28 protein-coding genes and 1 pseudogene are annotated in these 24,589 nt (G+C 61.2%); 14 read left to right on the top strand and 15 right to left on the bottom strand.

Features of this window, described 5'->3' with window-relative positions:
• Positions 1–156 precede the first annotated feature (156 nt).
• The 3 genes from IVB13_RS34725 (at position 157) to IVB13_RS34715 (ending at position 2,425) form a co-directional block, all read left to right on the top strand.
• Positions 157–1,107: a phosphotransferase gene (locus tag IVB13_RS34725; protein WP_247491968.1), complete on the top strand. Its 951-nt coding sequence runs from the start codon at positions 157–159 to the stop codon at positions 1,105–1,107.
• A gap of 112 nt (positions 1,108–1,219) precedes the next feature.
• On the top strand, positions 1,220–1,876 hold the full coding sequence (locus tag IVB13_RS34720) for an MFS transporter (protein WP_247491964.1): 657 nt from the start codon (positions 1,220–1,222) through the stop codon (positions 1,874–1,876).
• Positions 1,877–2,074: 198 nt separating this feature from the next.
• On the top strand, positions 2,075–2,425 hold the full coding sequence (locus IVB13_RS34715) for a hypothetical protein (RefSeq protein ID WP_247491962.1): 351 nt from the start codon (positions 2,075–2,077) through the stop codon (positions 2,423–2,425).
• A 96-nt stretch (positions 2,426–2,521) separates the two neighbouring features.
• On the opposite strand, the gene IVB13_RS34710 is transcribed toward IVB13_RS34715, so the two are convergent.
• Both IVB13_RS34710 and IVB13_RS34705 read right to left on the bottom strand, forming a co-directional pair.
• Positions 2,522–2,785, bottom strand: coding sequence for a hypothetical protein (locus tag IVB13_RS34710; RefSeq protein WP_018457719.1), 264 nt, complete (start codon positions 2,783–2,785; stop codon positions 2,522–2,524).
• Positions 2,785–3,369: a hypothetical protein gene (locus IVB13_RS34705; RefSeq protein WP_245288486.1), complete on the bottom strand. Its 585-nt coding sequence runs from the start codon at positions 3,367–3,369 to the stop codon at positions 2,785–2,787. The genes IVB13_RS34710 and IVB13_RS34705 overlap by 1 nt, the downstream gene beginning before the upstream one ends.
• Before the next feature lie 118 nt (positions 3,370–3,487).
• On the opposite strand from IVB13_RS34705, the gene IVB13_RS34700 reads away from it, so the two are divergent.
• Complete coding sequence (locus IVB13_RS34700; RefSeq protein WP_018457717.1) at positions 3,488–4,345, top strand: rRNA adenine N-6-methyltransferase family protein; 858 nt, start codon at positions 3,488–3,490, stop codon at positions 4,343–4,345.
• A gap of 85 nt (positions 4,346–4,430) precedes the next feature.
• Here the strand turns inward: IVB13_RS34700 and IVB13_RS34695 are convergent, their stop codons facing one another.
• A complete protein-coding gene (locus IVB13_RS34695; RefSeq protein ID WP_247396690.1) occupies positions 4,431–4,727 on the bottom strand; it encodes a chorismate mutase in 297 nt (98 codons plus the stop codon).
• A gap of 435 nt (positions 4,728–5,162) precedes the next feature.
• On the bottom strand, positions 5,163–6,380 hold the full coding sequence (locus IVB13_RS34690; RefSeq protein ID WP_247447145.1) for an MFS transporter: 1,218 nt from the start codon (positions 6,378–6,380) through the stop codon (positions 5,163–5,165).
• A 515-nt stretch (positions 6,381–6,895) separates the two neighbouring features.
• Here IVB13_RS34690 and IVB13_RS34685 point away from each other — a divergent pair.
• Both IVB13_RS34685 and IVB13_RS34680 read left to right on the top strand, forming a co-directional pair.
• Complete coding sequence (locus IVB13_RS34685; RefSeq protein WP_247491960.1) at positions 6,896–7,384, top strand: GNAT family N-acetyltransferase; 489 nt, start codon at positions 6,896–6,898, stop codon at positions 7,382–7,384.
• 151 nt (positions 7,385–7,535) lie between these two features.
• The gene (locus IVB13_RS34680) at positions 7,536–8,159 is read left to right on the top strand and encodes an NUDIX hydrolase (RefSeq protein ID WP_039800203.1); all 624 of its coding nucleotides are present in this window, start codon (positions 7,536–7,538) and stop codon (positions 8,157–8,159) included.
• A 750-nt stretch (positions 8,160–8,909) separates the two neighbouring features.
• On the opposite strand, the gene IVB13_RS34675 is transcribed toward IVB13_RS34680, so the two are convergent.
• The 4 genes from IVB13_RS34675 to IVB13_RS34660 form a co-directional block, all read right to left on the bottom strand.
• Positions 8,910–9,122 carry a hypothetical protein gene (locus IVB13_RS34675; RefSeq protein WP_247298893.1) on the bottom strand — a complete coding sequence of 71 codons (213 nt, stop codon included), beginning with the start codon at positions 9,120–9,122 and terminating at the stop codon, positions 8,910–8,912.
• A gap of 45 nt (positions 9,123–9,167) precedes the next feature.
• The gene (locus tag IVB13_RS34670) at positions 9,168–10,511 is read right to left on the bottom strand and encodes an LLM class flavin-dependent oxidoreductase (RefSeq protein WP_247447143.1); all 1,344 of its coding nucleotides are present in this window, start codon (positions 10,509–10,511) and stop codon (positions 9,168–9,170) included.
• Positions 10,512–10,556: 45 nt separating this feature from the next.
• The gene (locus tag IVB13_RS34665; protein WP_247491959.1) at positions 10,557–11,393 is read right to left on the bottom strand and encodes a class I SAM-dependent methyltransferase; all 837 of its coding nucleotides are present in this window, start codon (positions 11,391–11,393) and stop codon (positions 10,557–10,559) included.
• Positions 11,394–11,619: 226 nt separating this feature from the next.
• The gene (locus IVB13_RS34660; RefSeq protein ID WP_247491956.1) at positions 11,620–12,003 is read right to left on the bottom strand and encodes a hypothetical protein; all 384 of its coding nucleotides are present in this window, start codon (positions 12,001–12,003) and stop codon (positions 11,620–11,622) included.
• A 126-nt stretch (positions 12,004–12,129) separates the two neighbouring features.
• Here IVB13_RS34660 and IVB13_RS34655 point away from each other — a divergent pair, with 126 nt between their 5' ends.
• From IVB13_RS34655 to IVB13_RS34630, 6 genes are all read left to right on the top strand, one after another.
• Positions 12,130–12,549, top strand: a complete 420-nt coding sequence (locus IVB13_RS34655) for a SidA/IucD/PvdA family monooxygenase (RefSeq protein WP_247447140.1) — start codon at positions 12,130–12,132, stop codon at positions 12,547–12,549.
• 27 nt (positions 12,550–12,576) lie between these two features.
• Positions 12,577–13,203 carry a hypothetical protein gene (locus tag IVB13_RS34650; RefSeq protein ID WP_247491944.1) on the top strand — a complete coding sequence of 209 codons (627 nt, stop codon included), beginning with the start codon at positions 12,577–12,579 and terminating at the stop codon, positions 13,201–13,203.
• A 302-nt stretch (positions 13,204–13,505) separates the two neighbouring features.
• Positions 13,506–14,432, top strand: coding sequence for a TauD/TfdA family dioxygenase (locus IVB13_RS34645; protein WP_247491942.1), 927 nt, complete (start codon positions 13,506–13,508; stop codon positions 14,430–14,432).
• A gap of 21 nt (positions 14,433–14,453) precedes the next feature.
• On the top strand, positions 14,454–15,512 hold the full coding sequence (locus tag IVB13_RS34640) for an ABC transporter substrate-binding protein (RefSeq protein ID WP_247398990.1): 1,059 nt from the start codon (positions 14,454–14,456) through the stop codon (positions 15,510–15,512).
• Positions 15,509–16,369: an ABC transporter ATP-binding protein gene (locus IVB13_RS34635; RefSeq protein WP_247491940.1), complete on the top strand. Its 861-nt coding sequence runs from the start codon at positions 15,509–15,511 to the stop codon at positions 16,367–16,369. Before IVB13_RS34640 ends, IVB13_RS34635 begins: the two co-directional genes overlap by 4 nt.
• Positions 16,362–17,231, top strand: a complete 870-nt coding sequence (locus IVB13_RS34630; protein ID WP_247395990.1) for an ABC transporter permease — start codon at positions 16,362–16,364, stop codon at positions 17,229–17,231. Before IVB13_RS34635 ends, IVB13_RS34630 begins: the two co-directional genes overlap by 8 nt.
• A 6-nt stretch (positions 17,232–17,237) precedes the next feature.
• Here IVB13_RS34630 and IVB13_RS34625 read toward each other — a convergent pair.
• Positions 17,238–17,357 (bottom strand): annotated as a pseudogene (locus IVB13_RS34625) (serine acetyltransferase); the annotation flags it as partial.
• A gap of 1,043 nt (positions 17,358–18,400) precedes the next feature.
• Here IVB13_RS34625 and IVB13_RS34620 point away from each other — a divergent pair.
• Positions 18,401–18,622, top strand: coding sequence for a hypothetical protein (locus tag IVB13_RS34620; RefSeq protein WP_018457704.1), 222 nt, complete (start codon positions 18,401–18,403; stop codon positions 18,620–18,622).
• 18 nt (positions 18,623–18,640) lie between these two features.
• Positions 18,641–19,063 (top strand): hypothetical protein, encoded by a 423-nt coding sequence (locus IVB13_RS34615; protein ID WP_247491938.1) that lies wholly within the window; start codon positions 18,641–18,643, stop codon positions 19,061–19,063.
• A gap of 1,169 nt (positions 19,064–20,232) precedes the next feature.
• Here the strand turns inward: IVB13_RS34615 and IVB13_RS34610 are convergent.
• From IVB13_RS34610 to mdcC, 6 genes are read right to left on the bottom strand one after another with little or no spacing between them, the layout of a single operon-like run.
• Positions 20,233–21,150, bottom strand: coding sequence for an acyltransferase domain-containing protein (locus IVB13_RS34610; RefSeq protein WP_247491936.1), 918 nt, complete (start codon positions 21,148–21,150; stop codon positions 20,233–20,235).
• Complete coding sequence (gene mdcB, locus IVB13_RS34605) at positions 21,144–21,998, bottom strand: triphosphoribosyl-dephospho-CoA synthase MdcB (protein ID WP_247491934.1); 855 nt, start codon at positions 21,996–21,998, stop codon at positions 21,144–21,146. Before mdcB ends, IVB13_RS34610 begins: the two co-directional genes overlap by 7 nt.
• Positions 21,995–22,642, bottom strand: a complete 648-nt coding sequence (gene mdcG / locus IVB13_RS34600) for a malonate decarboxylase holo-[acyl-carrier-protein] synthase (RefSeq protein ID WP_247360224.1) — start codon at positions 22,640–22,642, stop codon at positions 21,995–21,997. The genes mdcB and mdcG overlap by 4 nt, the downstream gene beginning before the upstream one ends.
• Positions 22,635–23,372 carry a biotin-independent malonate decarboxylase subunit gamma gene (gene mdcE / locus IVB13_RS34595; RefSeq protein WP_247491924.1) on the bottom strand — a complete coding sequence of 246 codons (738 nt, stop codon included), beginning with the start codon at positions 23,370–23,372 and terminating at the stop codon, positions 22,635–22,637. Before mdcE ends, mdcG begins: the two co-directional genes overlap by 8 nt.
• Positions 23,359–24,273, bottom strand: coding sequence for a biotin-independent malonate decarboxylase subunit beta (locus tag IVB13_RS34590; protein ID WP_247491913.1), 915 nt, complete (start codon positions 24,271–24,273; stop codon positions 23,359–23,361). The genes mdcE and IVB13_RS34590 overlap by 14 nt, the downstream gene beginning before the upstream one ends.
• On the bottom strand, positions 24,270–24,587 hold the full coding sequence (gene mdcC / locus IVB13_RS34585) for a malonate decarboxylase acyl carrier protein (RefSeq protein WP_018456505.1): 318 nt from the start codon (positions 24,585–24,587) through the stop codon (positions 24,270–24,272). Before mdcC ends, IVB13_RS34590 begins: the two co-directional genes overlap by 4 nt.
• Between the last annotated feature and the right edge of the window lie 2 nt (positions 24,588–24,589).

The following is a 24,589-nucleotide window of genomic DNA, read 5'->3' as shown; positions in this document are numbered from 1 at the left end:
CTTCGAGCTGGTGCGCGACCAGGCCGCCCACCCACTTATCCGACCAGAGCTCCATGCTCTCGCATATCTGCTCTGCTCGGCGCTTGTCGGCCGTCACAAGACGAGGCGTGGTGTTCGTGATATCCGGGCGGCGCATCGGCGATCGGATAGGTGGACATGCAACAGGAACTACGCGCGGCCGTCGAGCGAGCGATTCACGCCTACGTTGCCGATACCTATGGCCTAACCGGCAGGGTCTCGACAGTTGTGAAAGGTGCGAATTGGACGTTCGTGGTTCGTGACGGCGCCCAAGATCGGGCTTTCGTTCGTCTGTATCGAACATGGGGCCGCTCCGCTGCCGACGTGGCCAGCGAAATGGCCGTGCTCCGAGCCCTTCAAAGTACGCCTGCGCTTGACGCTTCTCGGCCCCTCATCGACCATGAGGGAAGGTCGTTCTCCACATTCGAATTGCCTGACCGCACCAAGCGCCTTCTTGGCGTCTTCGCGCCAGCTGCGGGGCGGGAACTCGCGGCTACACCGGCCGATTGGTATCGCGCCGGCGTTGCCCTGTCCGATTTGCACCGCCAGACCAGGCTCACGAAACTGGCGCCGAGCAGGGAAGTTCTGAGCGAGGCGAGGGACAAGGAGACGCTCGCGATGATCGCCGAGAGGTCTCCAAGGCTTGCCGACGACATCAGCAAATCACTAAGTCTGCTCCTGGGCGCCGGTGCAAGCCAGTCGATTGGCCCGACAGGGCTTTGTCATGGCGATGTCAGGCCGATGAACATGCGGGTTCAGGACGAGCGCGTCACATTCTTCGATTTCGATGATTGTGGCCGCGGCCCTCAATGGCTCGACGTGGCGGCCATGGTGCTTTGGCTAGAACTCACGGCCGATGACCGTGTTGGCGCACTGTGGAAGGCCTTCCTGACCGGATATGGCGTGGACGAAAATGAGTCCTTTGTCTATTTTGTGTGCCGGATGGTGGCTGGACACCAGCTGCGCATACTGCGGTTCTTGTTTGACTATTGCGAGCTCGACGGCGCGCTGTGGGCTGATGTTCTGACCCAGGCCAAGACGACCGTGAGCAAGGCCGCCCACCGCCAGCTTCGCGCATTTGTCTCCTGATGCGTGGATCTATTCGTGATTGCCTGCAGCACTCGAGGCTACTCAGCCGTAAACTGTGACCGCCCCGACGGGCGGGTTTTCCGAGATCGCTTTCAGTGAGCCAACGAGAGAGATGCACGGGTTCCATTCGCAAGTAATGCAGCGACGTTGCTTCATTGGCTTTTCTTCCATCTCCTTCTTCATCGTCGGCGCCGGAATTGTCATGCCGGCCTGGGTTGCGTTCGATGTGGGCGGATCGAACCTGGTGGGCCTGGTTCTGCTGGCCTCCAGTCTTGCCGGTTTTGCCCTGGCGCCGCTTAGCGGACATCTTGTCGACCGTCACAATCACCTCAGGGTCACCGCATCGGGACAACTCGTCAGAGCTTTGGGCTTGCTAATGTTGGCTCCGGTACAAGTTTTGCCCGATGCGCTCTCGCGTCCTATCCTCCTTCTATCAACAGTTCTCGGAGCTTTCGGCTACGCGCTTATAGCAGGCGCGATGAGCGGCATCCTGCAGTCGCTGATTCCCGAGACCGAGCGCATGCGCTTTAACCTGCGATTGTCGTTCTTCAATCAGGCGGGGATGGCTTTGGGCACAGGTGCGGCCGGCTACGGCATCGCTCACGTCGGCAGCGCGACGACCGCCGCCCTGTTTGCCTTCGTCGCGATCTCCGTTCTGCCCCTGTTGAAGAATCTGACCGCGTATCCTACGCGCACACACGCAGCGAAGCGCCTCAACCTGTTTTCGGCTTCTCGTGAAGCGATCAACTATCTTGTGAACGAGCCCTAAACCCTATCCGCGTCGGTATCAGTGGGCCTGGTATTTGCCGTCATTCAGATCACAAACCTGTTGTTACCTGGATTCGTCAGTCATTCGCTCGGCGGAGGTAGTCGCCTCTTCGGTACACTCGAGATGACGGCTGCGATTGCGGGCATGGCCGCTCTAGCCGCTGCGGGGATCCCAGCCGTGGCCAGAAGAATGGCTCGTATGACGACGCCCCTTGTGGCCGCCGCGGCGGGCTCGTTGCTCGTCCTGTCCTTTGCGACCGACCCGCTTGTCGCAATTGTGCTCTATGCGGCGGCTGGGATGCTGTGGAACCTATCGCGGGCGGCGGCGAACGGACATCTCTTAACCGTGGTCGATTCCGCGCTAATCGGACGCGTTCAAGCTTTTACTAGTCTTTTAACCGGAGCGGTTGGTGCGCTGATCTTCCTGCTTCCCACTTTGCTTCCGAATACGACGGAAGCTCAGCTCTACATGGCATGCGGCGTGATGATCTTAGTCGCGACCGCGCTCCTCGCTCTCTGGACTCGCCGCGGCAGACCCGCTCGCACCTGACAGGTCAGCATCGACGATGGGCGATGCCGCCGAGTTCTGGGGCCGAAGGGCGACATCGTGGACGCTCGCGGACGATATCCCCCGGCATACTTTTGTCTATTGCTGAGTTTTCTCCGCTTGCTCAACGGCGCCAATACTGCCGCCTGCGCCAGTTCTCCCGCGCCCGTCGCAGTCTTGTTTCACGCCAACATCCGCCCCCGCAGCCCTGATGAGTTTTCTGAGCTCTTGAGCCGTATTAGCGACCTTCCATCCTTGACGGTCGGACATCTGGCGCACCTCCTCATCGGTGGCGGAAAGGATTTCCACGCTTAGCGATTCGAACAATCGCTCCAGATCGAGACTCGGGTGCCAGCGTGTCATCACTTGTTCCAGTACTGGTGTTGGCGCAGCAACGTGCGCCTCATCCGTCGTCGTGTCGTGTCGTAATCGAGCTCGGACATCTCATGGATCTTGCAAATCTCTCTAGCCGCCAGACCATCAGCCATGCCTGCGATGATTTTCAGCGCCAGTGGATCACCCTCAAACAGCCGATAGATGTTGGCCAGCGTCTGTGCGGCAACCAAGATCCGCTCCGGATCGGGCACCTCGTCGGCATCTCCACCGGGCCCGCTCCGCTGGTCCTCGTTATCGCGGCTCACGAACAGCCTTTGCTCAAGCCGCGCACGACGCCAATGGTCGTTGCAGATGCTGCGCATCACGCCCGACAGGAAGCCCAGGATGGGCACGCCGGGCGGCCAGGGGCGCGAGCCGTCGAGGGTGCGTGCAATCGCCTCGTGGAGGATGTCGGTCCAGGAGAGCCCTCCCGGCAGGTCGCGGCTCCACAATCGTGCAAGAGCTTTGAGCCGCACGAGATCGATATCGGACAGGGCATCTATCGCAGATGCGACATCAGTCGCATGGGCGACCGCGTTGGCAGGATGGGGAGCGATAGTCAATGGTTCCATGTTCACAGTGCTATGCGCTCCAGCCAGCCCAGTGCGGACAGCCGAAGATAAACATTTTTGACGTGTCTGCCCGACCGGAGTTCAGACGCATCGTCTGTATCGCAACGGGAGAGCCTTCATGGACGACACGTTGGCAGCGGCGCGCCGCTGGTATGCAGAAGACCTGGGATACAAAGTCCCGGTCCTGCGTAACCCGAAGCTGATCGAGGCCTTCGCCACCGTTCGGCGCGAGCAATTCGTAGGCCCTGGGCCGTGGAGCATCATCTCCGACCCATACAGCGACCCATTTCTGACCCCTGATGACGACCCGCGCTGGCTCTACCATGACGTTCTCGTGACGATCGATGCGAGTCGTAACCTCAACAATGGGATGCCCAGCTTCTGGGCCCGCAATTTTGACCATCTTAACATCGCCGCCGGCGAGCAGGTACTTCAGGTCGGTGCCGGCACCGGATACTATTCGGCGGTGCTGGCCGAGATTGTCGGACCCGCTGGTCGTGTGACGGCGATCGAAACCGACACGGAGTTGGCGTCGCGGGCCCGAGTGAACCTCGACAGCTGGCCCCAGGTCGATGTCGTCTCGGGCGACGGCCGGGCGGTAGATGTCGGCAAGGTTGATATCGCCATCGTGTTCGCCGGAGCCACTCACCCATCCCGTGTCTGGCTTGATCGCCTTGTCGAAGGTGGCCGGCTTCTGATGCCTATGACCGACGATACCTGGAAAGGCTTTCTTCTCCATGTGGTACGGCGTCGAGACCACTTTGAGGCCTCTTCCATTGGTGCCGTCTCTATTTATCCTTGCACGGGTGGACGCGATGAGGACGCTGCAAGACGTCTACATAACGCGATCGACGGGTTGCCGCTTCGCAACCTTCCAATTCGCGCGTTGCACGTAGGTGAGCCGAGATTTAACGACTCAGAGAATGTGTGGTTTAGCGGGCCGGGCTTCTGGCTCGAGCGTGATCCTCTATGCTAAGACGACCTACACTGATCGAGCGCATACCTGTTCAGCCAAGTTGAAGATCACCGGCTCCGACGAGAACGCGCGTGGTCGAGAAATTTTACACGTCGGCGTTTGCTCCACGAGTAAGGTCGTGATGCAGGATCACTTCTTTGCTAATGAATGATAGGAACTTCTCGGCAAACTCTGGGTCAAGGCTAGCTGCCTGTGCGAGCGTGCGTAGTCTTTCTACCTGGCGTTCCTCACGAGCTGGATCTGCCGAAGGCAATTGAAGTCGCGCTTTTAGTTTTCCGACCTGCCGAGTGCACCTGAAACGTTCCGCGAGAATGTGGATAAGGGCCGCGTCGAGATTGTCGATGCTGCTCCGCAGTTCGTTCAATTCGGATGGAGTTTCCAAGTTCGCATCTCCTTTCTATGCAACCATACTTTCCAGCTGGACACCCGGGTCTCTGGCTGAAACATTTTCAGGCTTTCCGAGTCACTGGGCCCTAACAGCCCGGTCTGATTGAACTAATTCGATCAATCTCAGTACGCCACCTCGGCATTGAAAGCATTTCTGACTCGAGCGCAGTAAATCAGTATTGGCCCATGTGGCCATCGAGGTCTGCGGGTCTTGGATAGCCAGGCGGCCAACAATCTCAAGAACCACGTACGTTACTGCACTTTCAGGCTCGGCATAATAACGGCATCCGCGGTGCCTAGCCAGCCGCCGCGGTGCGGGCCAGCGCGACCAGGCCACCGCATTCTTAATTTGGGCGCGGTGAAGGATCGTCGAGCGTGCCAAGTGGTGGATGCCCTTGCTCTATGAGGTCTGGTCATAGGGTGGTATGCCTTAGTCGAACCCACGGACTGCCGGAGTGGCAGCTTCTGCAGCTGCAACTTCACTCATAAAGGCAACAGCCAGTCCGAAGCCGATGAGGCCAATCAGGATCGACCCTGCAGCAAGGGATGTGACCCCGCTAGTTTCGACGAGGATACCGCCGAGAACGGCCCCGATGGCTATTCCTGCGAAGGTGGTCGAGCTGTTCATTGCCAAAACTAGCTTCGACCTCTCCCCAGCTAGATCGAGAAGCCGGTGCTGGATCGGAACGAGATACATGTAACTCGCGTTGCCCCAAAGAAATGCGATGAGCACGGTTAAGGCACCATGATGCCCGAATCCAACCAGAGCTACGAGAACGATTAGTTGTGCGCCGATCACCGCAATGAGAACTTTGTAGGGGCCGAAGCGATCGGTTAGAAAGCCGCACGCTGCGTTTCCTGTCACAGCTCCGAAACCGTACGCAAAGAGCGCGGCTGAAAGCAGCGGCACGCCTGTAAGCAGAGAACCGGTGATAATGACGCTCACATAGGAGTAAACAACGAACTCGGAAATGACCACGAATAGGGTAACCGAAAGAACACCGTAGATAGCCCTGGGAAAGTCTTTCGAAGCCGGGCTTTTTCCGCGCTCCGGCGCCTTTGCAGAGACACCGGACATCATAGGGGCAAAGATCAGCAATGCCAGGAGCCCCGCAACTGCCACAAAACCGAAGGCAAAACGCCAGCCGATGGCATCAGCGATCCAGCTGGTCGCCGGAACACCCGCAACTTGTGAAACGGTCATACCACCGAAGATAAGGGACAATGCCGACCCTTTGCTACCGGGCGGCAGCAGCTCGGTTGCCAATGCGGTGGCCGCCGGCGTGAACATGGCTGCGCCGTAGGCTGAAATGACGCGAGCTGCAGCAAGGGTTGCAAAGTTCGGAGCGATCGCACAGATCACGTTGCCGATGATGAAGATTGAAACGGATAGGATCTGGACGTTGCGGCGGCTTGCGGCCCGGAACATCCAGGCATTCAGCGGCGCAAATACAGCGTAGGAGAGTGCGTAGATTGAGATTATCCATCCCGCCGCACCGGTTGAAATGTTGAGGTCACCAGAAATCACTTCTAGTGCCCCGATGATGACAAACGTATCTAGGCCAATAGCGAACGCAGCGATCATCAGAGCGGCAAGGATTAGCTTTGTTCGTTTATCAGGAGGAGATAAGCTCATGATCCTGGCCATTCAGTTCATCGCGAGGTGTTCAAAGCCGTCATGCAACTCAGGATAAGGGGCGGCCGATGGTCGTGCCTGAATACCCGGGGACGACGGCGCTGCCACGGCCCCAGCACCTCTCCACATCCTGTGTGATCTCAAGTTCGGCGGGATATTCGAGCACCAATCTGCGTAAGCCCCGCATCATACAAGCCTTCCAGGAGGTTTTTCGCTACAACCGGCGCTGTTGTTTCGAAAAGCGGCTTTATTTGATGCTTTCGCGTCGATCTACCCCACCCCGGCGAGCTCGGCGAGTATGACGTCTCGCAGCCTGGCCCCTTCGAAGTGGAGATATTTCACGCTGGCATGACGCGTACATCTTCTCGCCCGGCAGGGCGTGCAAATGCGGAGCGTCAGGATGCAGCGATTCGGTGCACGCGACCCGCTACAGATCACAATTTGGCTCATCCCGCTGCAAGTTTTGCGGGAATGCTGCGGCCACAATCTGAGATAAGTTTTGGTGAATGGTTGCGAAGGAATCACCAATGAGCAGCACAAAAGTTGATGGCGAAACGGTATTGCGCGCGGCTTGCACTGGCGATGCCCAGGCGCTCTATGACGTGACGGCACAATCGGTTCAAGAACTGGCAATCACCCATTACAAGCCCGAGCAACTGGAGCGGTGGATGGGAGAACGTACTGCCAAATATTACGAGGATGTCATCGCTGCGGGCACCACGATCATAGCCGAGCAGAACGGCGAGGTATTGGGGTTCGTCGACACAGTTCCTGGCGAGGTGACCCGCCTTTTCGTCTTGCCGAAGGCAGCAGGCCGCGGAATTGGTGAGCGATTGCTCAAAGCTGGTCTTGAAGCCGCGGCAAAGGAACACTCAGGACCAATCAAAATCGAGTCAACCTTGAACGCGCAACGGTTCTATGAACGTCATGGCTTCAGGGCCATCCAGAAGGGCTACTTCTCTCATGGGCTTGGCGGAGATCCGATCGAGATTGTCCTCATGGAAATGGCACGATAGAGCCGCGGGTGCGACTTCGCTATATTGCGCGGCGACTCGGGATTGGTCATTCATCGCTGTTTGCGCTGACTCTGGCTGAATTCCAAAGCATAAGCTTTCGCCTCAATGCGCCGTTTGCTATGATATCATCGGAATGATGACGGAGTGCGCTATGGAGCCTCAGTGGCTGACGTTTGGGAAACGATTGCAAGCTATTGCATCTAGTGGGCTCCATTTTGCGCGAGATCAATTTGATCGAGAACGTTACGAGGAGATTGCCTCTATAGCCAATGAAATGCTCGCCGACTTGGGAAGTGTTCCCATCGAGAGGATAGAAAGGCTCGTCTCTGATTTCGCGAAGGGCTATGCGACACCGAAAGTCGATGTGCGCGGAGCGATCGTAGAAGAGAACAAGGTTCTTCTGGTCCGTGAGAAGAGCGATGGTCTTTGGGCCTTGCCTGGGGGCTTTGCAGACGTTGGCCTTTCTGCTGCCCAAAATATCGCAAAGGAGTTGTACGAAGAGGCCGGATTAAAAGTGTCTGTTCGTCGCCTCTACGGGGTCCGACACAAGGCCGGCGCTTCCTATTCGCCTGATGTCCGGGATTTCTACAAAGTTTTCTTTCTTTGCGATAGGCTCTCAGGCGGTGAGACCCGGCCCAGATTGGAGACGAGCGAGGCGACTTTTTTCCCGAAAGATCGTCTACCTCCGCTGTCGCGAGGTAGAACTATCGAGAGTGACGTTGAAGCAGCCTTCGCATTCGCAGCTGACGCGAACAGACCTGCCTTCTTCGATTGAGAGCTCGATCCATTCTCTCGGTCCGCACTCTTTCCTCCGTCAGCAACGATTTTGCCGAATGGAGAGCTCCGCATGACAGAGAGAATCATTCGGGCGCCATCAACCACGGCGCCTTGCGCGTGCTTTGAAAGTCGGTTGCTGGTCGCTATCTTCGCTTTTAGTGAAGATCGCGACCGAGCCCTTCGGCACTCATTCGGTGGTGTAGAGCGGTCGGTGCGCAGAACGCTCAATGGTTTCGGTTGCGTCATCGCAGCCCAACGTAGCTGATGCTGGTCAAGCAGCTTCATCAGCGATCACGTCGACCAACAAACGTAAGGGCGCTGAAACTCGACTGCATTGGTGACCGCCTCTATGCCACGCTCAAATGCGTTTGCCCCGTGCTTGGGATGGGCGCCGATGATCGGGAGGCTGTCCACGCGCCGCGTCAGCGGTCGGCGAGGGGGATCCCGCAGCAACCCGCATCTGCCTCGGCATGTCCTTCAAGCTCTGCGCGAAATCTTCGTCCGGCACCCAGTAAACGTCGTTTCTGTCGCCTGACGTTGCGACCGGCGAGCGGAAGACATTTACGCCACGCAATCCGTCGCGGAACTATACTGTCGATCAATCGCAAGAAACCGTGTTTGCTCCCGCAACCTGAACTTACTAGCCCTTGGCGAACGACCGCCCATTTCTGCCGACTCTCCAACACTCGGTCCTTGGGATTGCGTCGGTTGACGCGGTCGGCCGCCCTTCGCGTAGAACCGGACCTTATTATCGGTCGCGTCGATTTAGAATGAAATAGTTGGCCAGCCCGATCGTTAATAGCAAGAAGGCCGACACGACTGTACGAATCAGGATGGAGTCGATCTCGGACTTGAACACGGCGTTGTTGGCTTCAGCACCTGTTGAGAAATCGACATAGGACCCGGCGGCGAGGAGGAAAATGGCCAAAAGGCTGGAGAGGAGAAAGAACGCCGTCTTCATGTCAGCTTGCTGTTCGCGAGTCTGGATGTGGGTGCGGAAACAGTCTCAGGCAATCGCCTTGACTGCGCTGGAGTAGACGCTGGCCGGCCGCGCGAGTCCGTAGTGCTCGCGCAAGGTCGTGCCGGTGTAGTCCTCGCGGAACAGGCCGCGCTTGCGCAGGATCGGGATGACCTGCTCGGCGAAGGTATCGAAGCCGCCGGACAGCCATGGCGGCATAACATTGAAGCCATCGGCCGCGCCGCCCTCGAACCAGGTCTGGATGTTGTCCGCGATCTTCTCCGGCGTGCCGGCAATGACCCAGTGGCCGCGCGCGCCGGCGAGGCGCTGCACCAGCTGGCGAATGGTCGGCTTCTCGCGGTCGACGATATCGACCACGAGCTTGAAGCGGCTTGCGACTCCGCGCGCGCTCGCTGTGTCAATGAGATCCCGGGGAACCTGGCCATCGAGATCGTAGCCGGTGAGGTCGAGGCCGATCAGCTGACGCAGCTGCGTCAGGGAGAATTCGGGCTGGATCAGCTCGTTGAATTCGTCCTGAAGTCGATCGGCTTCAGCCTGCGTGCTGCCGATGAAGGGGCTGATGCCGGGCAGGATCTTGATCTCGTCGGGACTGCGATCGAAGGTGCGGGCCTGGCGCTTGATGTCGGCATAGAACGCCGTCGCGGACTCCAGTGTCTGATGCGCCGTGAAAATTGCCTCCGCGAACCGGGCGGCGAACGCGCGGCCGTCGTCGGAAGAGCCGGCCTGTACGTAGACCGGCCGTCCCTGCGGCGCCCGCGAGATGTTCAGCGGGCCACGAACGCGAAAATGCTTGCCGATATGGTCGAGCGTGTGGATCTTGCTGGTGTCGGCGAAGATGCCAGAAGCCGGATCGTTGACGAGCGCGTCATCCTCCCAGCTATCCCACAGCCGGGAGATCACGTCGAGATATTCGCGGGCGCGCTCATAGCGCTCGTGGTGAGGCGGATGTTCAGGCAACCCAAAGTTCTGTGCGGCCTGCTGCGCACCGGTGGTGACGATGTTCCAGCCGGCGCGACCCCGGCTGAGATGGTCGAGAGACGCAAACAGCCGTGCCAGATTGTACGGCTCGGTATAGGTCGTTGACGCCGTCGCGATCAGCCCGATACGGCTCGTGACGGCGGCAATCGCTGCGAGCCAGGTGATTGGTTCGAAACGAAGGCGCTGGGCGTACCGAACGTTGTCGGCCAGCGCCGGCCCGTCGGCAAAGAAGATGGCGTCGAATTTGCTCGCTTCGGCCCGTTGCGCCAGCTCCTGATAATGGGTGATGTCGAGGATGCGGTCCGGTTCAGATCCCTTATAGCGCCACGCGGCTTCGTGATGACCGCCCGGATAGATGAAGAGATTTAGAACAAGCTGGCGTTGGTTGCTCATGGTTCGTTTGTCCCGATGCGATGGCCAATGGTGAGACTTGAACGATTAAAGACCCGGAGAGGAATCCCGTGGCTCCGGCTTTCGAGCGAACGCGAAGCGCAGATATCGCTCCAGGCGGAGGCCCTCCGGGGTGCGCTTCGCCTCGACCAAGCCAGCAAAGGCGCGCTCGATCGCTTCCCGTTCCGCTGTGGAAAAGCCGCCGAGGAAGTTACCGAATGCGCTAGCCTCGGACCATGCGAGCGCCGAACTCACGTCGTCATGAAAATCGACCAGTGAACGCAGGTCGCTTCGGTAATCGACGAGACCAGCCTCAACGAAGAGCATTTTGAGCTCGTCGTCGGTGGCTCCGAGGACCCGGTGCGCTTCACCACTCCTCTCGGCGAACCCAGCCTGTTCGATCGCCTGCAGAAGCACGGTGCGGGACTCGTGAGGTTTGGTCGGGTCCTGAATGTTCAACCCGATCCGGCCGCCCGGCTTGAGAACGCGGTGGATTTCGTGCAGGGCTCGCCGCTTGTCCGCGATCCAATGGAACACGCTGTTGAGATAGACGGCGTCGAAGTCCGCAGGTTCAAAGCGCGAAAGGTCTTCGGCACGGCCGACCGCGAATGTCAACGTCTTCGACGCGCGGAGACGCGCGATGGCAATACGGTTCTCGAGAGGATCGATGCCGGTCACACGGCCGTCAGGGCCGACAAGTTCTGCGACGAATTCGGTAAGGCGGCCCGTACCGGCACCGATATCGAGCACGTGATTCCCGGCCTTCAATGCGAGCGGGCCGACGAGGAATTTACCGTGATGAAATTGGAGGATGCCGGCCTGCTCATAGGTGCGAGCATGCTCGGGTGTGTCTCGTTCAAGGCTGATGACGCCGGAGGTCGACATCGTGCTTCTCAACTCTCCAACGGGCCGACGAGACGGCTTGATTGGACGAAGTTTATGTTGTCGGAACGAGGAATGTCGATGAAATTGATTTGCATTGTTCGGTGTGCTGCGAGCATGAATCTAGCGGCGCGCATCCCTGGAAGAGATGATGTTGCAAACTGATCGTGCCAATTGGATGCCCGCGCATGCCGAGCGTCTCGCCCGGTCTCTGGCTCGCTCCACGACACTACGCAAATCTTTCAACACGCCGTAGCCCGGCGATGGGTTCGTTGTGCGGGTTGAAAAACAAAGCCGATTCCATTTCATTGACTGAGTATCGTTCGCTTCTACGATTTGACCGCATTTGATGCTGAACAATCGAGGTGCGAATATGCTTCAGTCCGATGTCGACACTGCGGCGCGCGAGACCTTGCGCCTGATTGGACCCGATCCGCAGAACTGGATCCCTGACCGTCAGGGGATCGATCACAACGTCGCCATCATCGGCGGCGGGCAATCCGGAAGCGCGTTTCGCCTTTGCGTTGCGTCGTGCCGGCATCGGCAAGGTCACCCTGATCGATGCCGCCGGCGACGCTGCTTCGTCCGGCCCCTGGTTGAGCAGCGCGCGCATGAACAAGCTGCGTACGCCGAAGCGGTTGCCCGGGCCTGAGCTCGGTTTGACAGGCTGAGTTTCCAGGCCTCGTATGAAGCCCGCCACGGCGCCGCCGCGTATGAAGCGATCGATCGCATTGCCCGGGTGGATTGGGCCGCCTACCTCGACTGGTATCGCAGCACGCTTCGCATCAACGTACGCTACCGGACGCGGCTTCTCCGTGTCGAGCCGGCCGCTGACCATGTGCGGCTTCATCTCGACCTGGCCGGCGAAGCGCGAACGGAAACGGCCCGCAAGATCATTCTTGCCAGTGGCTTCCCCAGTAACGGCGGTCCGTCCGTCCCCGACGTGCTCTCGCGCAATCTGCCAAAAGAGGTTTACGCTCATGCGCTGGAAGCGATCGATTTCGAGAAGCTGCGCGACAGGTCAGTCGCGGTGCTGGGCAGCGCGGCCTCCGCATTCGACGCGGCAGCGGTGGCGCTCGAAGCCGGGGCGAGGGAGGTGCATCTCTTCGCGCGGCGCGACGGGTTTGCCTCGGAGCCGGTGATCAGGACGCGCGGCTAACCGGGAGCTTACGACAATTGCGGATCGTTGCCGGACGCTCTTCGCTGGCACCAGGCCATCCGTTTCCGCCGTGCCGGATCCACGCCACCGCCTGATGCGGTCGCGCGCGCCGTCAAGTTCCCGAATTTCCACCTTCATCTGGCGGCGCCGTGGACGTCGGCCAAGCCGTTCGGGCGGCGGCTGCTTGCGACCACGCCGCATGGCGATATCGCATTCGATTTCGTGATCGCCGGTACGGGTTATCGGGTCGATCTCGCAAAAACACCGGAGCTGGCAGCCTTCTCCGATAACATCCTGTTGTGGCGCGACCGCTTTTCGCCTTCTGCGGACGAGCAGGACGAGACCCTAGGCGCACATCCCTATCTCGGGTCGGGGCACGAATTCCTCGAGAAGGCACCCGGCCGCGCGCCTTATCTCCGTAACATCCACGTCTTCAACCCTGCGGCATTCGTGAGCTTCGGCTTGCCAATTGGAGACGTCCCGAGCTTCAAGCGTGATATCCCGGCCGTCGTCGCGCAAATCAGCAGGGATCTCTTTCTGGACGATCTTGCCTCGCATGAGGCCCGCATCAATGCGCCGATCGCCGACGATTTCGAACCTGCACTTTATGCGCCTGCGGTGTGGCGCACGCAGAGCGTCGCCGCGGCTGAATAGCAGAAAGCGCAGATATCAATCGGATACGTCGTGCGAGTGCGTGCAACTATTTTCCACCTTCGTCCAACTTTGGAAGCTATTTCCGAAAGTCTTGAGTTAGCATCCTGTGACTGAGCGAGAGGCTGCATCGATGCCGTCTCTCGGGGAAGATCCCGCCGGACCCGATTGCCGCCAGAGCAGACGGCGATACTGCAAGAGGATCGATCACGACCATCAGCTGTGTATTTACTCCGCCATCGCATCAGCGATCGGCGAACGGCGGAGCCTTGTCCAAACGGGATCGCGATCTTGGGGAAAATGACATGACGGACGCAATCACCATCGACAACGTCATTCCGCGCGCGGATATCGTCAAGCGGTCGGCACGTATCGGCGCGGAGATCAGGAACATCAAGCTCTCGGGCGATCTCCCGGACCGGACGATCGCGGCGATCAACCAGGTTCTGCTCGAGCACAAGGTCGTCTTCTTCCGCGACCAGGACCATCTCGACGACGCGGGGCAGGAGAGTTTTGCCGTGAGGCTCGGCAAACTGGTTCCGCACCCGACGGTCGGCGCGACCAAGGGAACGGCGTCGATCCTGGAACTCGATTCCGGACGCGGCGGCGGCCGCGCCGACCAGTGGCACACCGATGTGACCTTCGTCGACGCCTATCCGAAGATCTCCGTGCTGCGCGGCGTCGTGATCCCCGAGTTCGGCGGCGATACGATCTGGTCAAACACCGCGGCATCCTATCTCGATCTGCCGGCGCCGCTGCGCAAGCTCGCGGACGAGCTCTGGGCGGTGCACAGCAACGCCTATGACTACGCCGTCAAGACCCGCGCGAGCGAGGCCGACAGGAAGCACTTCGAGGAGGTCTTCACCGGCACGATCTACGAGACCGAGCATCCCGTCGTTCGCGTCCATCCCGAGACCGGAGAACGGACGCTGGTGCTTGGCAATTTCGTCCAGCGCTTCGTCGGCCTGTCGAAATATGACAGCCAGAAGCTATTCGACCTGTTCCAGTCCCACATCACTGCGCCCGAGAATACGGTGCGCTGGAGCTGGCAGCAGGGTGATGTGGTGATCTGGGACAATCGCGCTACCCAGCACTACGCGGTCAACGATTACGGCGACCAGCACCGCGTCGTCCGGCGCGCAACCATCGACGGCGAAGTGCCGGTCAGCATCGACGGCCGCAACAGCGTCACTCGCGTCAAGTCGACCAAGCCACAGGCGAAGGCCGCCTGAAACGAGCGAGGAGTGAATACAATGGAAATCGCTATCTCTGCGTTGCGTCGCCTGGTTGCCGGTCTGCGTGCAAGAGGGCGGCAACTTGGCCTCGCCGCCCTCGGGCTGATAGGGCTCGTCGGCAGCGCCATGGCCGAGCCGCAGCTCGAAAGGACCGAGGTCCGCTATCAAGGCTGGGCCGGCCAAGTCACGTTTATCGAGCTGGCCGATGACCTCGGCTATCTCGCGCCGCTCAAGCTGAAATGGATCGGCAACACCATCAGCGGTCCGCAGGACATCCAGACGGTGGTGACCGGCGATATCGACATCGGCGGCGCGTTCTATGGCGCGATCATCAAGCTGATCGCGGCCAAGGCGCCGATCAAGGCGGTGGTCGGCTATTACGGCTCGGACGACAACACCTACAACGGCTATTACGTGAAGGATGACAGCCCGATCAAGACCGCGCGGGACCTGATCGGCAAGAAAGTCGCGGTCAACACGCTCGGTGCACATCTCGAATTCGTGCTGCGCGAATACTTGGCTCGTAACGGCCTTACGCCGGCGGATGCGAAGCAGGTGACGCTGGTCGCGATCCCGCCCGTCACCGGCGAGCAGGTGTTGCGGCAGGGACAGGTCGAGGTGGCCACGCTCAACGGCGTGTTGCGCGACAAGGCGCTCGAACGCGGCGGCATCCGCAGGCTGTTTGCCGATACCGACATCTTCGGAAACTTCACCGGCGGGTCCTACGTGCTGAGGGACAAGTTCATCAAGGACAATCCCAACACCTCGCGCAGGCTGGTCGAGGGCGTGTCGCGTGCCATCGCCTGGGCGCAGACGACGCCGCCGGAGGAAGTTCGCGCCCGTTTCGAGCGCATCATCGCCGATCGCAAGCGGAACGAGGACGCCACACCGATCAAGTACTGGAAGAGCACGGGTGTTGCGACCAAGGGCGGCGTGATCGGCGATTCCGAGCTGCAGGTGTGGGTCGACTGGCTGGTCAAGGATGGTCTCTTGAAGCCGGACCAGCTCAAGCCGTCTGATCTCTACACCAACGAGTTCAACTATTTCCGCCCCGGCAAGACCGCGGAGGCGAAATGACTACGACCAAGATCAGATTCGAGCATGTCCGGAAGGACTTCCTGGTCCGCGGCAAGGATGGCGGGCCGGCGCAACGCTTCACCGCGCTGGACGACATCACGCTGGATGTCCGGCCCGGCGAGTTCCTTGCGCTGGTCGGGCCGAGCGGCTGCGGCAAGTCGACCTTGCTGGACCTGCTCGGCGGCCTTTCGCTGCCGAGCAGCGGGCGGATCCTGCTCGACGGCAAGGCCATCAACGGGCCGGCGCGCGACCGCGGCATCGTGTTCCAGCAATACGCGCTGTTTCCTTGGCGGACGGCCGCGCAGAATGTCGAGTTCGGACTCGACATCGCCGGCCTGAAGGCCAGGGCACGGCGGGAGAAGGCGCTGCACTATCTCGATCTGGTCGGGCTGTCCGGCTTTGCCGACCGCTATCCGCACGAGCTCTCGGGCGGCATGAAGCAGCGCGTCGCGATCGCGCGAAGCCTCGCCTACGATCCCGGGGTGCTGCTGATGGACGAGCCGTTCGCGGCGCTCGACGCGCAGACGCGCGAGACGCTGCAAGGCGAGCTGTTGCGGATCTGGCGCAGCACCGGAAAGACCATCCTGTTCATCACGCATGGCATCGACGAAGCCGTCGTCCTCGGCCAGCGCGTGGCGGTGATGACTTCGCGTCCCGGCCGCATCAAGCAGATCGTCGATATTCCCGACGAACTGCATAGCGAAACCGAGGACGTCCGCTCGTTGCATCAGTTCGGGCGTGTGCGGCATGAGGTCTGGTCCTTGCTGCGCGACGAGGTGTTGAAGGCGCAAGGAGCTCAGGGCCCCGTAGCGGACGGCGAGGGCGTCGCAAAGCCGAAGGAATTGGCTCATGTCTAATCTGGAGGTGCTGACGCTGCTGGAGCTGGCCGAGGGAAGTCCGAAGGACCGAGCCGCACGACGCGCCGGCGCGCCTACGGCGGCGCCGGGCGGCTTCGCGCGATGGTTCGGTGCCATCGGGCAGCGATCGCTGCTGCTGCTGCTGTTCCTGACCGTCTGGGAGACGGCGCCGCGGTTGGGTCTGATCGACGTGACGTTCCTGCCGCCGTTCTCCGAGGTGATCGCCGCGGGTTGGCAGCTCGCGCAGAGCGGTGAACTCTATGAGGACGTCGGCGCAAGCCTGCTGCGGGCGCTGAGCGGATTCCTGATTGCGGTCGTTCTGATGGTGCCGCTCGGCCTGCTCACGGGCTGGTACGCCCGGCTTGGCGATCTGCTGAACCAGACCATCGAGATCGCGCGCAACACGGCGCCGCTGGCGCTGCTGCCGGTGTTCATCCTGTTGCTCGGAATCGGCGAGCTCTCGAAGGTCACGATGGTGGTCTATAGCTGCGCCTGGCCGCTGCTGCTCAACACCATCGCGGCCGTGCGGCAGGTCGATCCGCTGCTGGTCAAGTCGGCGCGGACGATGGGCGCGACGCCAAGCCAATTGTTCCGCAAGGTGATCCTGCCGGCGTCGCTGCCAACCATCTTCGTCGGCATTCGGCTGGCAAGCGCTTCCGCGATGCTGGTGTTGGTCGCTTCCGAGATGGTCGGTGCCAAGTCCGGGCTCGGCTATCTCATCATCAACAGCCAGTACAGTTTCCTGATCCCGCAGATGTATTTCGGCATCCTCGGCATCACCGTGATCGGCCTCGTCTTCAACGCGATCCTCGAGGCGCTGGAACGTCGCTTGATGCGCTGGAAGGCGCCCGTAGCGGCCTAGCCCGTTGTTGCGGGCCGTAGCCGGCGTCACGAAGCTGTTTGGCGGCGCATCTTCGGTCACCCAGACGTTGCCCCCAATCGTCGAGCCGCGGCCGATCGTGATCCGGCCGAAAATGGTCGCGCTCGCCCGATGAAGAGCGCGGCGCGATGGACCTGGTCGCACAGGCTGTCGAGCGCAATGCTGAGGCGGTTGAGGAGAACGACATGCAGACGCGCCCCGGTTCTGCCTAGGCTCAAAAGTGCTACGTGCTCGCGAAACAGTGGACTCGAGAACGAAGATGACCTTACCTACGAGCTGCTCCATGACGACGTCGTGACGGCCGATCACCTCCCGCCGCAAAGCATCACGGGGGCGGCTTTCCACATTGTGTGTGCGCTGTCTGAGATGGACGTGACTGTGGCGAGCGAGCTTCGCCATTGCGACTAGCGCCCGTTGCTCAAACGATGAGGGGCGCCTCTTGGCTGCACTGCAATGCCGATGGCGCTGCACGATAAGGATGCGGAAAGGACAGGGTCGCGCTCCTATCGCTTGGGAAGGAGACCTGATATTTTATCGTCGTAACCTTTTGATCGAAATCTTTGAAGACGCTCCATATTTGATCGTACCCCGGTGGGGAGTTTTGTTCATGCAAAGCGATTTAAGGTGCGCCGGGCGTCACGCGGCGAGTGCCGTTGAGGTGGAAGAGCTCGCCGCCGAGCCTCTAGCAACCGGCAGGCCCGAAGCTGCAAACGATAACAACGAGGACGGCCCCTCGCTGCTCGTTCCATTTCCTGACGGTTGGTACGCAACTTGTTGAAACATGGTCCGAGATCGGGACCTAGCTTCCGAGTGCGCGTACTATCCGTTCGACCGTACGAAGCGGTGTCCCGCTCTTTTCTGCCGTGTCCCTTTGCGAAGCTGCCCGTACCGCCAATTTGGCGGATTGATCTGCGGTCGCCGCCCTTCTTCGTCTCGGATGCACCGCCTCATAAGCCGGCTTCCACTTTCCGACCAGCTTCGCCCGTTGTGCCGCCCTCAGGTCGCGGCGGATCAGGTTCTCATCGATTTCAGCGAGCCAGACGATCCCGATTATTAAGACGGCAGAACGAAATTTCCCGAGAGCAGGAACACTATTCACAGGGGCGAGGTTTGTTCTTCATCAGAGGCTAGGCATCGCGGAGTTCTCTTCCATGGCTACCCAGATCGTAATGGACAGCACAGGCGACAGCAGACATTTTTTTGAGCGAGAGGACCCGAAGGGGCTCGCCGAGGCTGAGCGGCGCTTCAAGAAGTTCACCGCCCAGGGATTTACCGCTGCCACTCGGACGCCGGCCGGCGATCTCAAGCTGATACGGTCATTTGATCCAACAGCGGAGGAAACGCTGTTCTATCCGCACTTAGTCGGCGGTTAGAACCGTCCAGCATCAAAGATGTTTTTGTTCGGACGTAACGTCGCCCAGGGCGCGCGTCTGCGTGCCCTGCGTGCCCTCTATCGGAGCTTCAACGAGCACAATGGCCCGGAGGCGCGTGCACGTCGTCTTTTGCGGGAATGGCTATCTCCAGAACAGCGCGCGCAATTTGATGCCAATGGCTTTTTTGAAGTCGCTGGTTCTCTTACTGGCCGTCGATACCGAATTTATCAGGGCACGATGAGTAATGTTTTGGAGCTGGATGAAAAATTGGAGCCTAAGGTGGGGTGGTGCTTCCTCCCCGAACGGGCGTTGGCAGTTGGCGATGTGATGCTCGCCCAGAAGATCGCACTCGAAACTGACGAAGCCGCAGTTCTCGCGATCGCGAAGTCGTTTTCTCCGAGACTGCCGTTTGTGCCCCGAGCAGTGCGGCGCGGTCACTAGAGCTGATCATGGGCGGGGCCGTCGCTTGTGACGGCGGCGACCCCTCGCCGCGAAGGCGCCGTTACGCGAGACGCGGACCACTTCGCGACTGCATCCAGCATGGGCGCTGGGCCCGATCGACGCAAGATCGTCCGTGCGTTAGTGTTACTTGAACCGCGGCCTAACTACGTTCGGCCGCTTCGTGGATCGGCCGCGTGAGACCATTTCCTCGACAGCTCGCAGCATCCGAGCGGATTTAGACTGAAGATGTCGAGTGTGCGCCGCATCTTTTGGCTCTAAGAATCTCGACGAGGAAGCGGTTCAATCGCGATGTGACGAGACGATTGTCAGAGTCTTGCGAGCGCAACGCCGTGATCTCTCCTCGTGTCTCGACTAAATCGAGCGGGTGATCATCCGGATCATTCGTCAAAACGGGGCTCGCGCTATCCATAGCAAAAACCCGAAACCGACGCGCCGAATGTGATGGCGCGCCGACTTCGCCATTGATGGACCCGGACGGGGGCAATGTCCGGTGTTCAGCCTAGCGTCGCCGGAGGCTGGGTCAACCTAAGTCGCGAATTAAGCTTGATGTCGGGGCTGCAGGTTGAATGCCGGAACCCGAAATCGCAGACGGCGAAGCGTGCAGACAATCGGACGTTGGCTGCTGTGGCACGGGATGGTTCTGTTCCTATTGGGGTTGCTGACCGGCTTGGCCGAACAAAGCTTCTCGAACAGGAGGGTGGGCTTGCGGCGCACTTCTAGGGAGTCAGGAACGGGACTTTCCTATGGGGCTGGGGTGCTGTTGGACGCAGGTTCGACTATCCGCCGCGCTTGAGCGCGGCACGTTTGCAGCGTTGGTGGCGGGGACATACCGCAATTGGGCGACGACAACGCTCGCCGCTGTGACCGGCACAGCCGCACTCTCACCCATCACAGCCGCGGGTCGAGGTGCGCCGGCCTGGCAAGAGATGCTGGTGACGACCGGCTTCGTGTGGGTCGGCATCCTGAGGCTGGCCAGCTCTTGCATCGTGCTCTGGGGGCTGAGGCGATGAGGTGGGCAGAAATCAACCAGGATCTTCTGTCGGAGGTACCGTACCCGTGCGACGATCGGTTGGTAGTCCCGTTCGGGCCCATGTGGATCCGACCTGCTTTGCAACGCACGCGAGCGTGGCTCGCTTCCGGATCTCCTGCTATACGGCAGCAACCCAGTTACGTAGGCCCTCGATCGTGCGAAAGCCGTCGGCGGCGTAGCAGCGCATGTCCGGCTGAGATGTTAGCATCATCTCCGCCAGCGCGTGTCCGGGCCCGAGGTCTAATACCTCCGTGACGCCCAGCTCTGTAAGCGCGTCCAGGGTTGCCGCCCAATCAATAGGATGGGCGACCTGGTTTGCCAGCTTCACCGTCGCGCCCGCGACCGAGAAGATGCGTTCGCCGTCACCGCCGGCAAGTAAGACGCGATGGTTTGCGACGGCCGCGTCCCTGTTGACATCGAGTGCCTGTTGCAGAGGTCGGCAGGCCTGCGCGAGCCTTGTCGTATGCGACGCGATTTTGACGGCCAGAAGCCCCGTTCGCGCTCCTTTCCGGGCAGCCTCGTCGCAGAGCGCAATGACCTCCCGCTCCACGCCTCCGATCACGAAAAGAAGGTCCGGATTCCTGATCGCGATCTCGCAGCGGTGCTTTGCAAGCAGAGGTTCGATCGTAGCCCGGTCGAGCCCGCGGATGTAACCCAGGCGACCGGTGGGCCCCGCTGCGTTCTCCATTAGCCGGGCACGAATATTGGTGAGCCGCAACGCTTCTTCGGCAGTCCAGATTCCCGCGATACTCCAGGCCGCCATCTCGCCGACGCTATACCCGGTGATAGCGGTCTCTTCGGCCAACAGGTCAGCGATGCAGGCGTGGGTCGCGAGAGCCGATGTGACGGTCAGGATCTGGCTGGCATAATTCTCGGACAGTTGCTCGGGGCTGCGCGTCCGAACGAATTCCCGCGGGTCCTCACCGAGCCAAGCCGTCGCCGCGGTGAAGATTGACTCCGCGGCAGGCTGGTCCGCGACAAGATCAAAGATCTTGTCCGAAAGCGCACCTTGTCCGCCGCAGAGCAGTGCTAACATCCGCGATCTATCCGATCGACGAATAGCGCCATGGCCAGCAGGTCTGCGGAGCCGCCGGGACTGAGATTGCGGGTCAGGAACGCTTGGTGAATGTCGACGGCACGCCTGCGCCATTCCGGCGATCCAACACCGCCGGCGGCAAGGAACGCTGACGCGCTGGCTTGCGCGAAGCACAGTCCCTCGGGCCCGCCTCGATGCAGGAGGTTGGTGTCGGTGACGCTACTAATCAAGCTCATGCACGTCTGAACGCGAGCGGCTTCCTCGTCATGAGGCGCAAGCTCGCGCGCTGCCTGCAGCGCGGGTAGGGCGATGTCGTAGACAGACGGGAATCCGTCGGCGGCTTCCCCTCTGGCGCCCCCGGCGCCATAGCGCCGCGCGGCCACAGCGCCGTGGCTGCGCAGCAATACCGGGCCAGATAGGATGTCCTCGCCCCAACGCTCCGAAACCAGCCGGCCAAGAGATTTGCGAATGCCGACGGCACTCCGATAGCCGGCCGCGGCGCAGAGCAGGCCCAGTCCGAAAATCGCGCCGCGATGGGTGTTGACGCCGGAGGTCGCAGCCATCATCGCGCGCTCCGCGGCAACCCCGATGGCGCGCAGCCGGTTCATGCCCGCACCTGCGGCGCCCGCGAGGGCGAGATCGCTGAAGAAAGGCATCAAGGTCTCAGCGCTCAGGCACAACAGCCCGGCGTCCATGTCGCGATGCGCACCGTTGTCGACATGGCTGACAAGCCCGGGCTTCGGATAGGTTTTTACTTCCAGCTTCAGGCATAGCGAAGCAAGATGACCGAGCTGCTCGGCATCAAGCGCGCCGCCCGGCTGTGATTGCCATCTGAGCGCAATGGTCATGAGACATGACCTGTGAGGAAGGCCGCGCGAGTCGTGGTGGTCACTCCTGCCGGGCTCTTCACAAGCACTTCGTCTTCGTCAGTGCCGGTCAGTTCGCGCCATTGAACCCCGCCGGCGGGACCTGTGATCTCACCGTCCAGCCGCATCGGCGACTGCCTTGCGATCCGCGCGATGTCGGACAACAGAATTCCTGTCTTGTCGGCCGACGAGAGAGGCCACAGCAGATCGAGGTCCGAGCCTTCCGAAAGATAGGGCAGGCCGGTAAGGTGCTGCCACGCAAGGCTGCCATAGGCGCGGGTCTCCGGCAGGAGTTGGACCAGTTTCTCGATCGTCTCGCGCCAAGCGGGCGGCGCCGCGGCCGCGGCGTCGGCCAGCAACGGAGGCTGAGCGAACGCGACGATATCGGCTGCGGCCAGCGAGACCGCAATACGACGTTTACCATGGCTCGGCGGCAGCGGCAGTCCGAGCGGAACGAGGCCTGCAGTATCGCTGCAAGCCGGTCGGCGAACGACGAGGGGACGGCCGACGTGCACCCAGCCTGCGACGATCGGCTCGCGGGCGAGTTCCGGATAACGCTTCATCACGGCCGTCCAGCCGGCGGCTGTGACCTTGACCATGCTGTGGCGCGCGAGAGCTTCACCCATTTGGCGCTCCTTGATGTGAAGTGGCTGAGACGACAACGCGCTCGGCAAGTTCGGCCGCTTTCCGCCGGCCGCCACGTTGGGCACCGATATGGCCGCGATCATCCTGTCCGTGCGGTCGTTGCAGCACGGCCGCAAGCTGCGGCGCCAGCGGCGCATGTTCATCCCAGACGGCGTGAATGCCGCCGGTCTGCACCATGTTGTCGAGCCCGGGCGCGAACACCGGCGTGGCTTCGGCCTTGGCTTTCAAGACGTCGATCGGAAGCTTGGTGACCCGGGCCATCGACGGCAGATCCATCACCGCGGGATGCGCGCCGGGCAGCGCCACCAGCGTGCCGGCGGCAAGCGCGGTGGCGATGAATGCGCCGGCGGCGCTGCCGCCATAGAGCAGGCCGACGGTGCGGTGTCCTTCGGCTTCCGCCAGCAGCAGGGCCTTGGCGAGATGCGACAGATATTCGCTGAGGCCCAGCAGTTCGTCGCGCTTGCTCATGCGCTGGCTGGCGGAATCCACCAGGAACAGGATCGGCGCACGGTCCTTCGTTTGGACGATCTCGACCAGCCGCCCCGCGAGCACGATGGCTTCGTCCACGCCGAGCGGCTGCCCCTGCGTGATGCCGAGCACGTGGATTGGTCCGCCGTCAGGCAGCGTCGCCTCCCCCGCGATCATCGCGCCGGTCGTTTTGATCTTGCGGCCGTTCGGGAATAGGCCGGCCAGGATGTCATCGAGCGTCATCGGCATTCTCCCTGTTGGCTGCCACGCGAAGAAATGCGCCGGTCGGAAGTGCGGGAATCTCGGTCGGCTGCCCGATGCCGAGCGCCTCCCAGATATCGACGGCGTCATCGGCCTCGCCAAAACGCTGCAGCCGTCGCTCGAGGCGCTTCTGCTCGGCCTCGAGAATCTCGGCGTCGCATCGTCTGGCTGCGTTGAGCGCATCAATGGCCGCCTCGCGAAACGCCGTCGCTTCGTCGTCGACGAAGATATCGGCACCGCCGATGAGATAGCGGTGCTTGCCGCCCATCGTGCGCCAGACCAGCGCGCGGTCGCGCGAGTCGAATTCCTCGATCCCCTTGTTGGTTTCGATCACCTCGGGGCCGCTGACGCTGAGCCGCCCCTGTTCGGAGATGATCAGCCGCGAGCAGGTGCCCGCGATCAGGCTGCCGCCGCCATAGCAGCCGGCGCGCCCCCCGATCAGGCCGACGACGTGGATGCCGCCGCGGCGTGCCTCGATGATCGCGCGCATGATCTCGGCGATCGCAAGCTCGCCGACATTGGCCTCTTGGAGCCGCACGCCGCCGGTGTCGAACAGGATCAGCAGATCTTGCTTGAGCGTGCGAGCTGCGCGCAGGAGGCCGGTGAGCTTGGCGCCGTGGACCTCACCGAAGGCGCCGCCCATGAAGCGTCCTTCCTGTGCGGCGACGAACACCGGCGAGCCATCCAGGCGACCGCGGCCGATGACGATGCCGTCGTCGAACTGCTCCGGCAGGTCGAAGATCGCCAGATGCGGGCTCATCTCGCGCTGCTCGGGACCGATGAATTCGGCAAAGCTGCCGGCATCGACCAGCGCTTCTATGCGTTGCCGGGCGCTCGCCTCATACCAGCTCAGCGAAACCGTATTGGCTGTGGCCACCGTCATCGTTCCGGCTCCTCGATCTTGCGGATGCCTTGCGCGAGGCGCAGCGCGACCGTGTCAGGTCGGGCTCCGCCGTCATTGATGGAGATGCGCAAGCCCCCGGCAGAGCGGCGGGCGACGAAATCGCGGACCACGGCGTCCCACACGGGGCCAAAGCCGTGAGCTGCGGTTGCGATGTCGATCGTGCAGCTGTCGGCCGGCGAGGTCCGTTCCAGCAGCACTTCGAGATTGCCGGAGGCGACCACGCCGACGATCGCCTGCGCGCGGGTGCCGCCGGCGCGGTTCGGTGCAGTCAGTCTGAAGCTGAGCTTTTCCATGC

It is taken from the genome of Bradyrhizobium sp. 17 (assembly GCF_023073515.1).
Lineage (GTDB): Bacteria > Pseudomonadota > Alphaproteobacteria > Rhizobiales > Xanthobacteraceae > Bradyrhizobium > Bradyrhizobium canariense_D.
Note: the sequence above shows the minus strand (reverse complement) of the source record. Positions and strands in the feature narration are given on the sequence as shown.

Excerpts from the sequence above, each read along its gene's own strand:
- IVB13_RS34720 (WP_247491964.1), top strand. The coding sequence starts at position 1,220 with ATGCACGGGTTCCATTCGCAAGTAATGCAGCGACGTTGCTTCATTGGC.
- IVB13_RS34620 (WP_018457704.1), top strand. The coding sequence starts at position 18,401 with ATGGCTACCCAGATCGTAATGGACAGCACAGGCGACAGCAGACATTTT.
- IVB13_RS34710 (WP_018457719.1), bottom strand. The coding sequence starts at position 2,785 with ATGACACGCTGGCACCCGAGTCTCGATCTGGAGCGATTGTTCGAATCG.
- IVB13_RS34685 (WP_247491960.1), top strand. The coding sequence starts at position 6,896 with ATGAGCAGCACAAAAGTTGATGGCGAAACGGTATTGCGCGCGGCTTGC.
- IVB13_RS34615 (WP_247491938.1), top strand. The coding sequence starts at position 18,641 with ATGTTTTTGTTCGGACGTAACGTCGCCCAGGGCGCGCGTCTGCGTGCC.
- IVB13_RS34725 (WP_247491968.1), top strand. The coding sequence starts at position 157 with ATGCAACAGGAACTACGCGCGGCCGTCGAGCGAGCGATTCACGCCTAC.
- IVB13_RS34675 (WP_247298893.1), bottom strand. The coding sequence starts at position 9,122 with ATGAAGACGGCGTTCTTTCTCCTCTCCAGCCTTTTGGCCATTTTCCTC.
- mdcE (WP_247491924.1), bottom strand. The coding sequence starts at position 23,372 with ATGACGCTCGATGACATCCTGGCCGGCCTATTCCCGAACGGCCGCAAG.
- mdcB (WP_247491934.1), bottom strand. The coding sequence starts at position 21,998 with ATGACCATTGCGCTCAGATGGCAATCACAGCCGGGCGGCGCGCTTGAT.
- mdcG (WP_247360224.1), bottom strand. The coding sequence starts at position 22,642 with ATGGGTGAAGCTCTCGCGCGCCACAGCATGGTCAAGGTCACAGCCGCC.
- IVB13_RS34680 (WP_039800203.1), top strand. The coding sequence starts at position 7,536 with ATGGAGCCTCAGTGGCTGACGTTTGGGAAACGATTGCAAGCTATTGCA.
- IVB13_RS34630 (WP_247395990.1), top strand. The coding sequence starts at position 16,362 with ATGTCTAATCTGGAGGTGCTGACGCTGCTGGAGCTGGCCGAGGGAAGT.
- IVB13_RS34590 (WP_247491913.1), bottom strand. The coding sequence starts at position 24,273 with ATGACGGTGGCCACAGCCAATACGGTTTCGCTGAGCTGGTATGAGGCG.
- IVB13_RS34665 (WP_247491959.1), bottom strand. The coding sequence starts at position 11,393 with ATGTCGACCTCCGGCGTCATCAGCCTTGAACGAGACACACCCGAGCAT.
- IVB13_RS34705 (WP_245288486.1), bottom strand. The coding sequence starts at position 3,369 with ATGGAACCATTGACTATCGCTCCCCATCCTGCCAACGCGGTCGCCCAT.
- IVB13_RS34635 (WP_247491940.1), top strand. The coding sequence starts at position 15,509 with ATGACTACGACCAAGATCAGATTCGAGCATGTCCGGAAGGACTTCCTG.
- IVB13_RS34610 (WP_247491936.1), bottom strand. The coding sequence starts at position 21,150 with ATGTTAGCACTGCTCTGCGGCGGACAAGGTGCGCTTTCGGACAAGATC.
- IVB13_RS34670 (WP_247447143.1), bottom strand. The coding sequence starts at position 10,511 with ATGAGCAACCAACGCCAGCTTGTTCTAAATCTCTTCATCTATCCGGGC.
- IVB13_RS34715 (WP_247491962.1), top strand. The coding sequence starts at position 2,075 with ATGACGACGCCCCTTGTGGCCGCCGCGGCGGGCTCGTTGCTCGTCCTG.
- IVB13_RS34690 (WP_247447145.1), bottom strand. The coding sequence starts at position 6,380 with ATGGCCAGGATCATGAGCTTATCTCCTCCTGATAAACGAACAAAGCTA.
- IVB13_RS34645 (WP_247491942.1), top strand. The coding sequence starts at position 13,506 with ATGACGGACGCAATCACCATCGACAACGTCATTCCGCGCGCGGATATC.
- IVB13_RS34660 (WP_247491956.1), bottom strand. The coding sequence starts at position 12,003 with ATGCGCGCGCTGCTCAACCAGGGGCCGGACGAAGCAGCGTCGCCGGCG.
- mdcC (WP_018456505.1), bottom strand. The coding sequence starts at position 24,587 with ATGGAAAAGCTCAGCTTCAGACTGACTGCACCGAACCGCGCCGGCGGC.
- IVB13_RS34640 (WP_247398990.1), top strand. The coding sequence starts at position 14,454 with ATGGAAATCGCTATCTCTGCGTTGCGTCGCCTGGTTGCCGGTCTGCGT.
- IVB13_RS34700 (WP_018457717.1), top strand. The coding sequence starts at position 3,488 with ATGGACGACACGTTGGCAGCGGCGCGCCGCTGGTATGCAGAAGACCTG.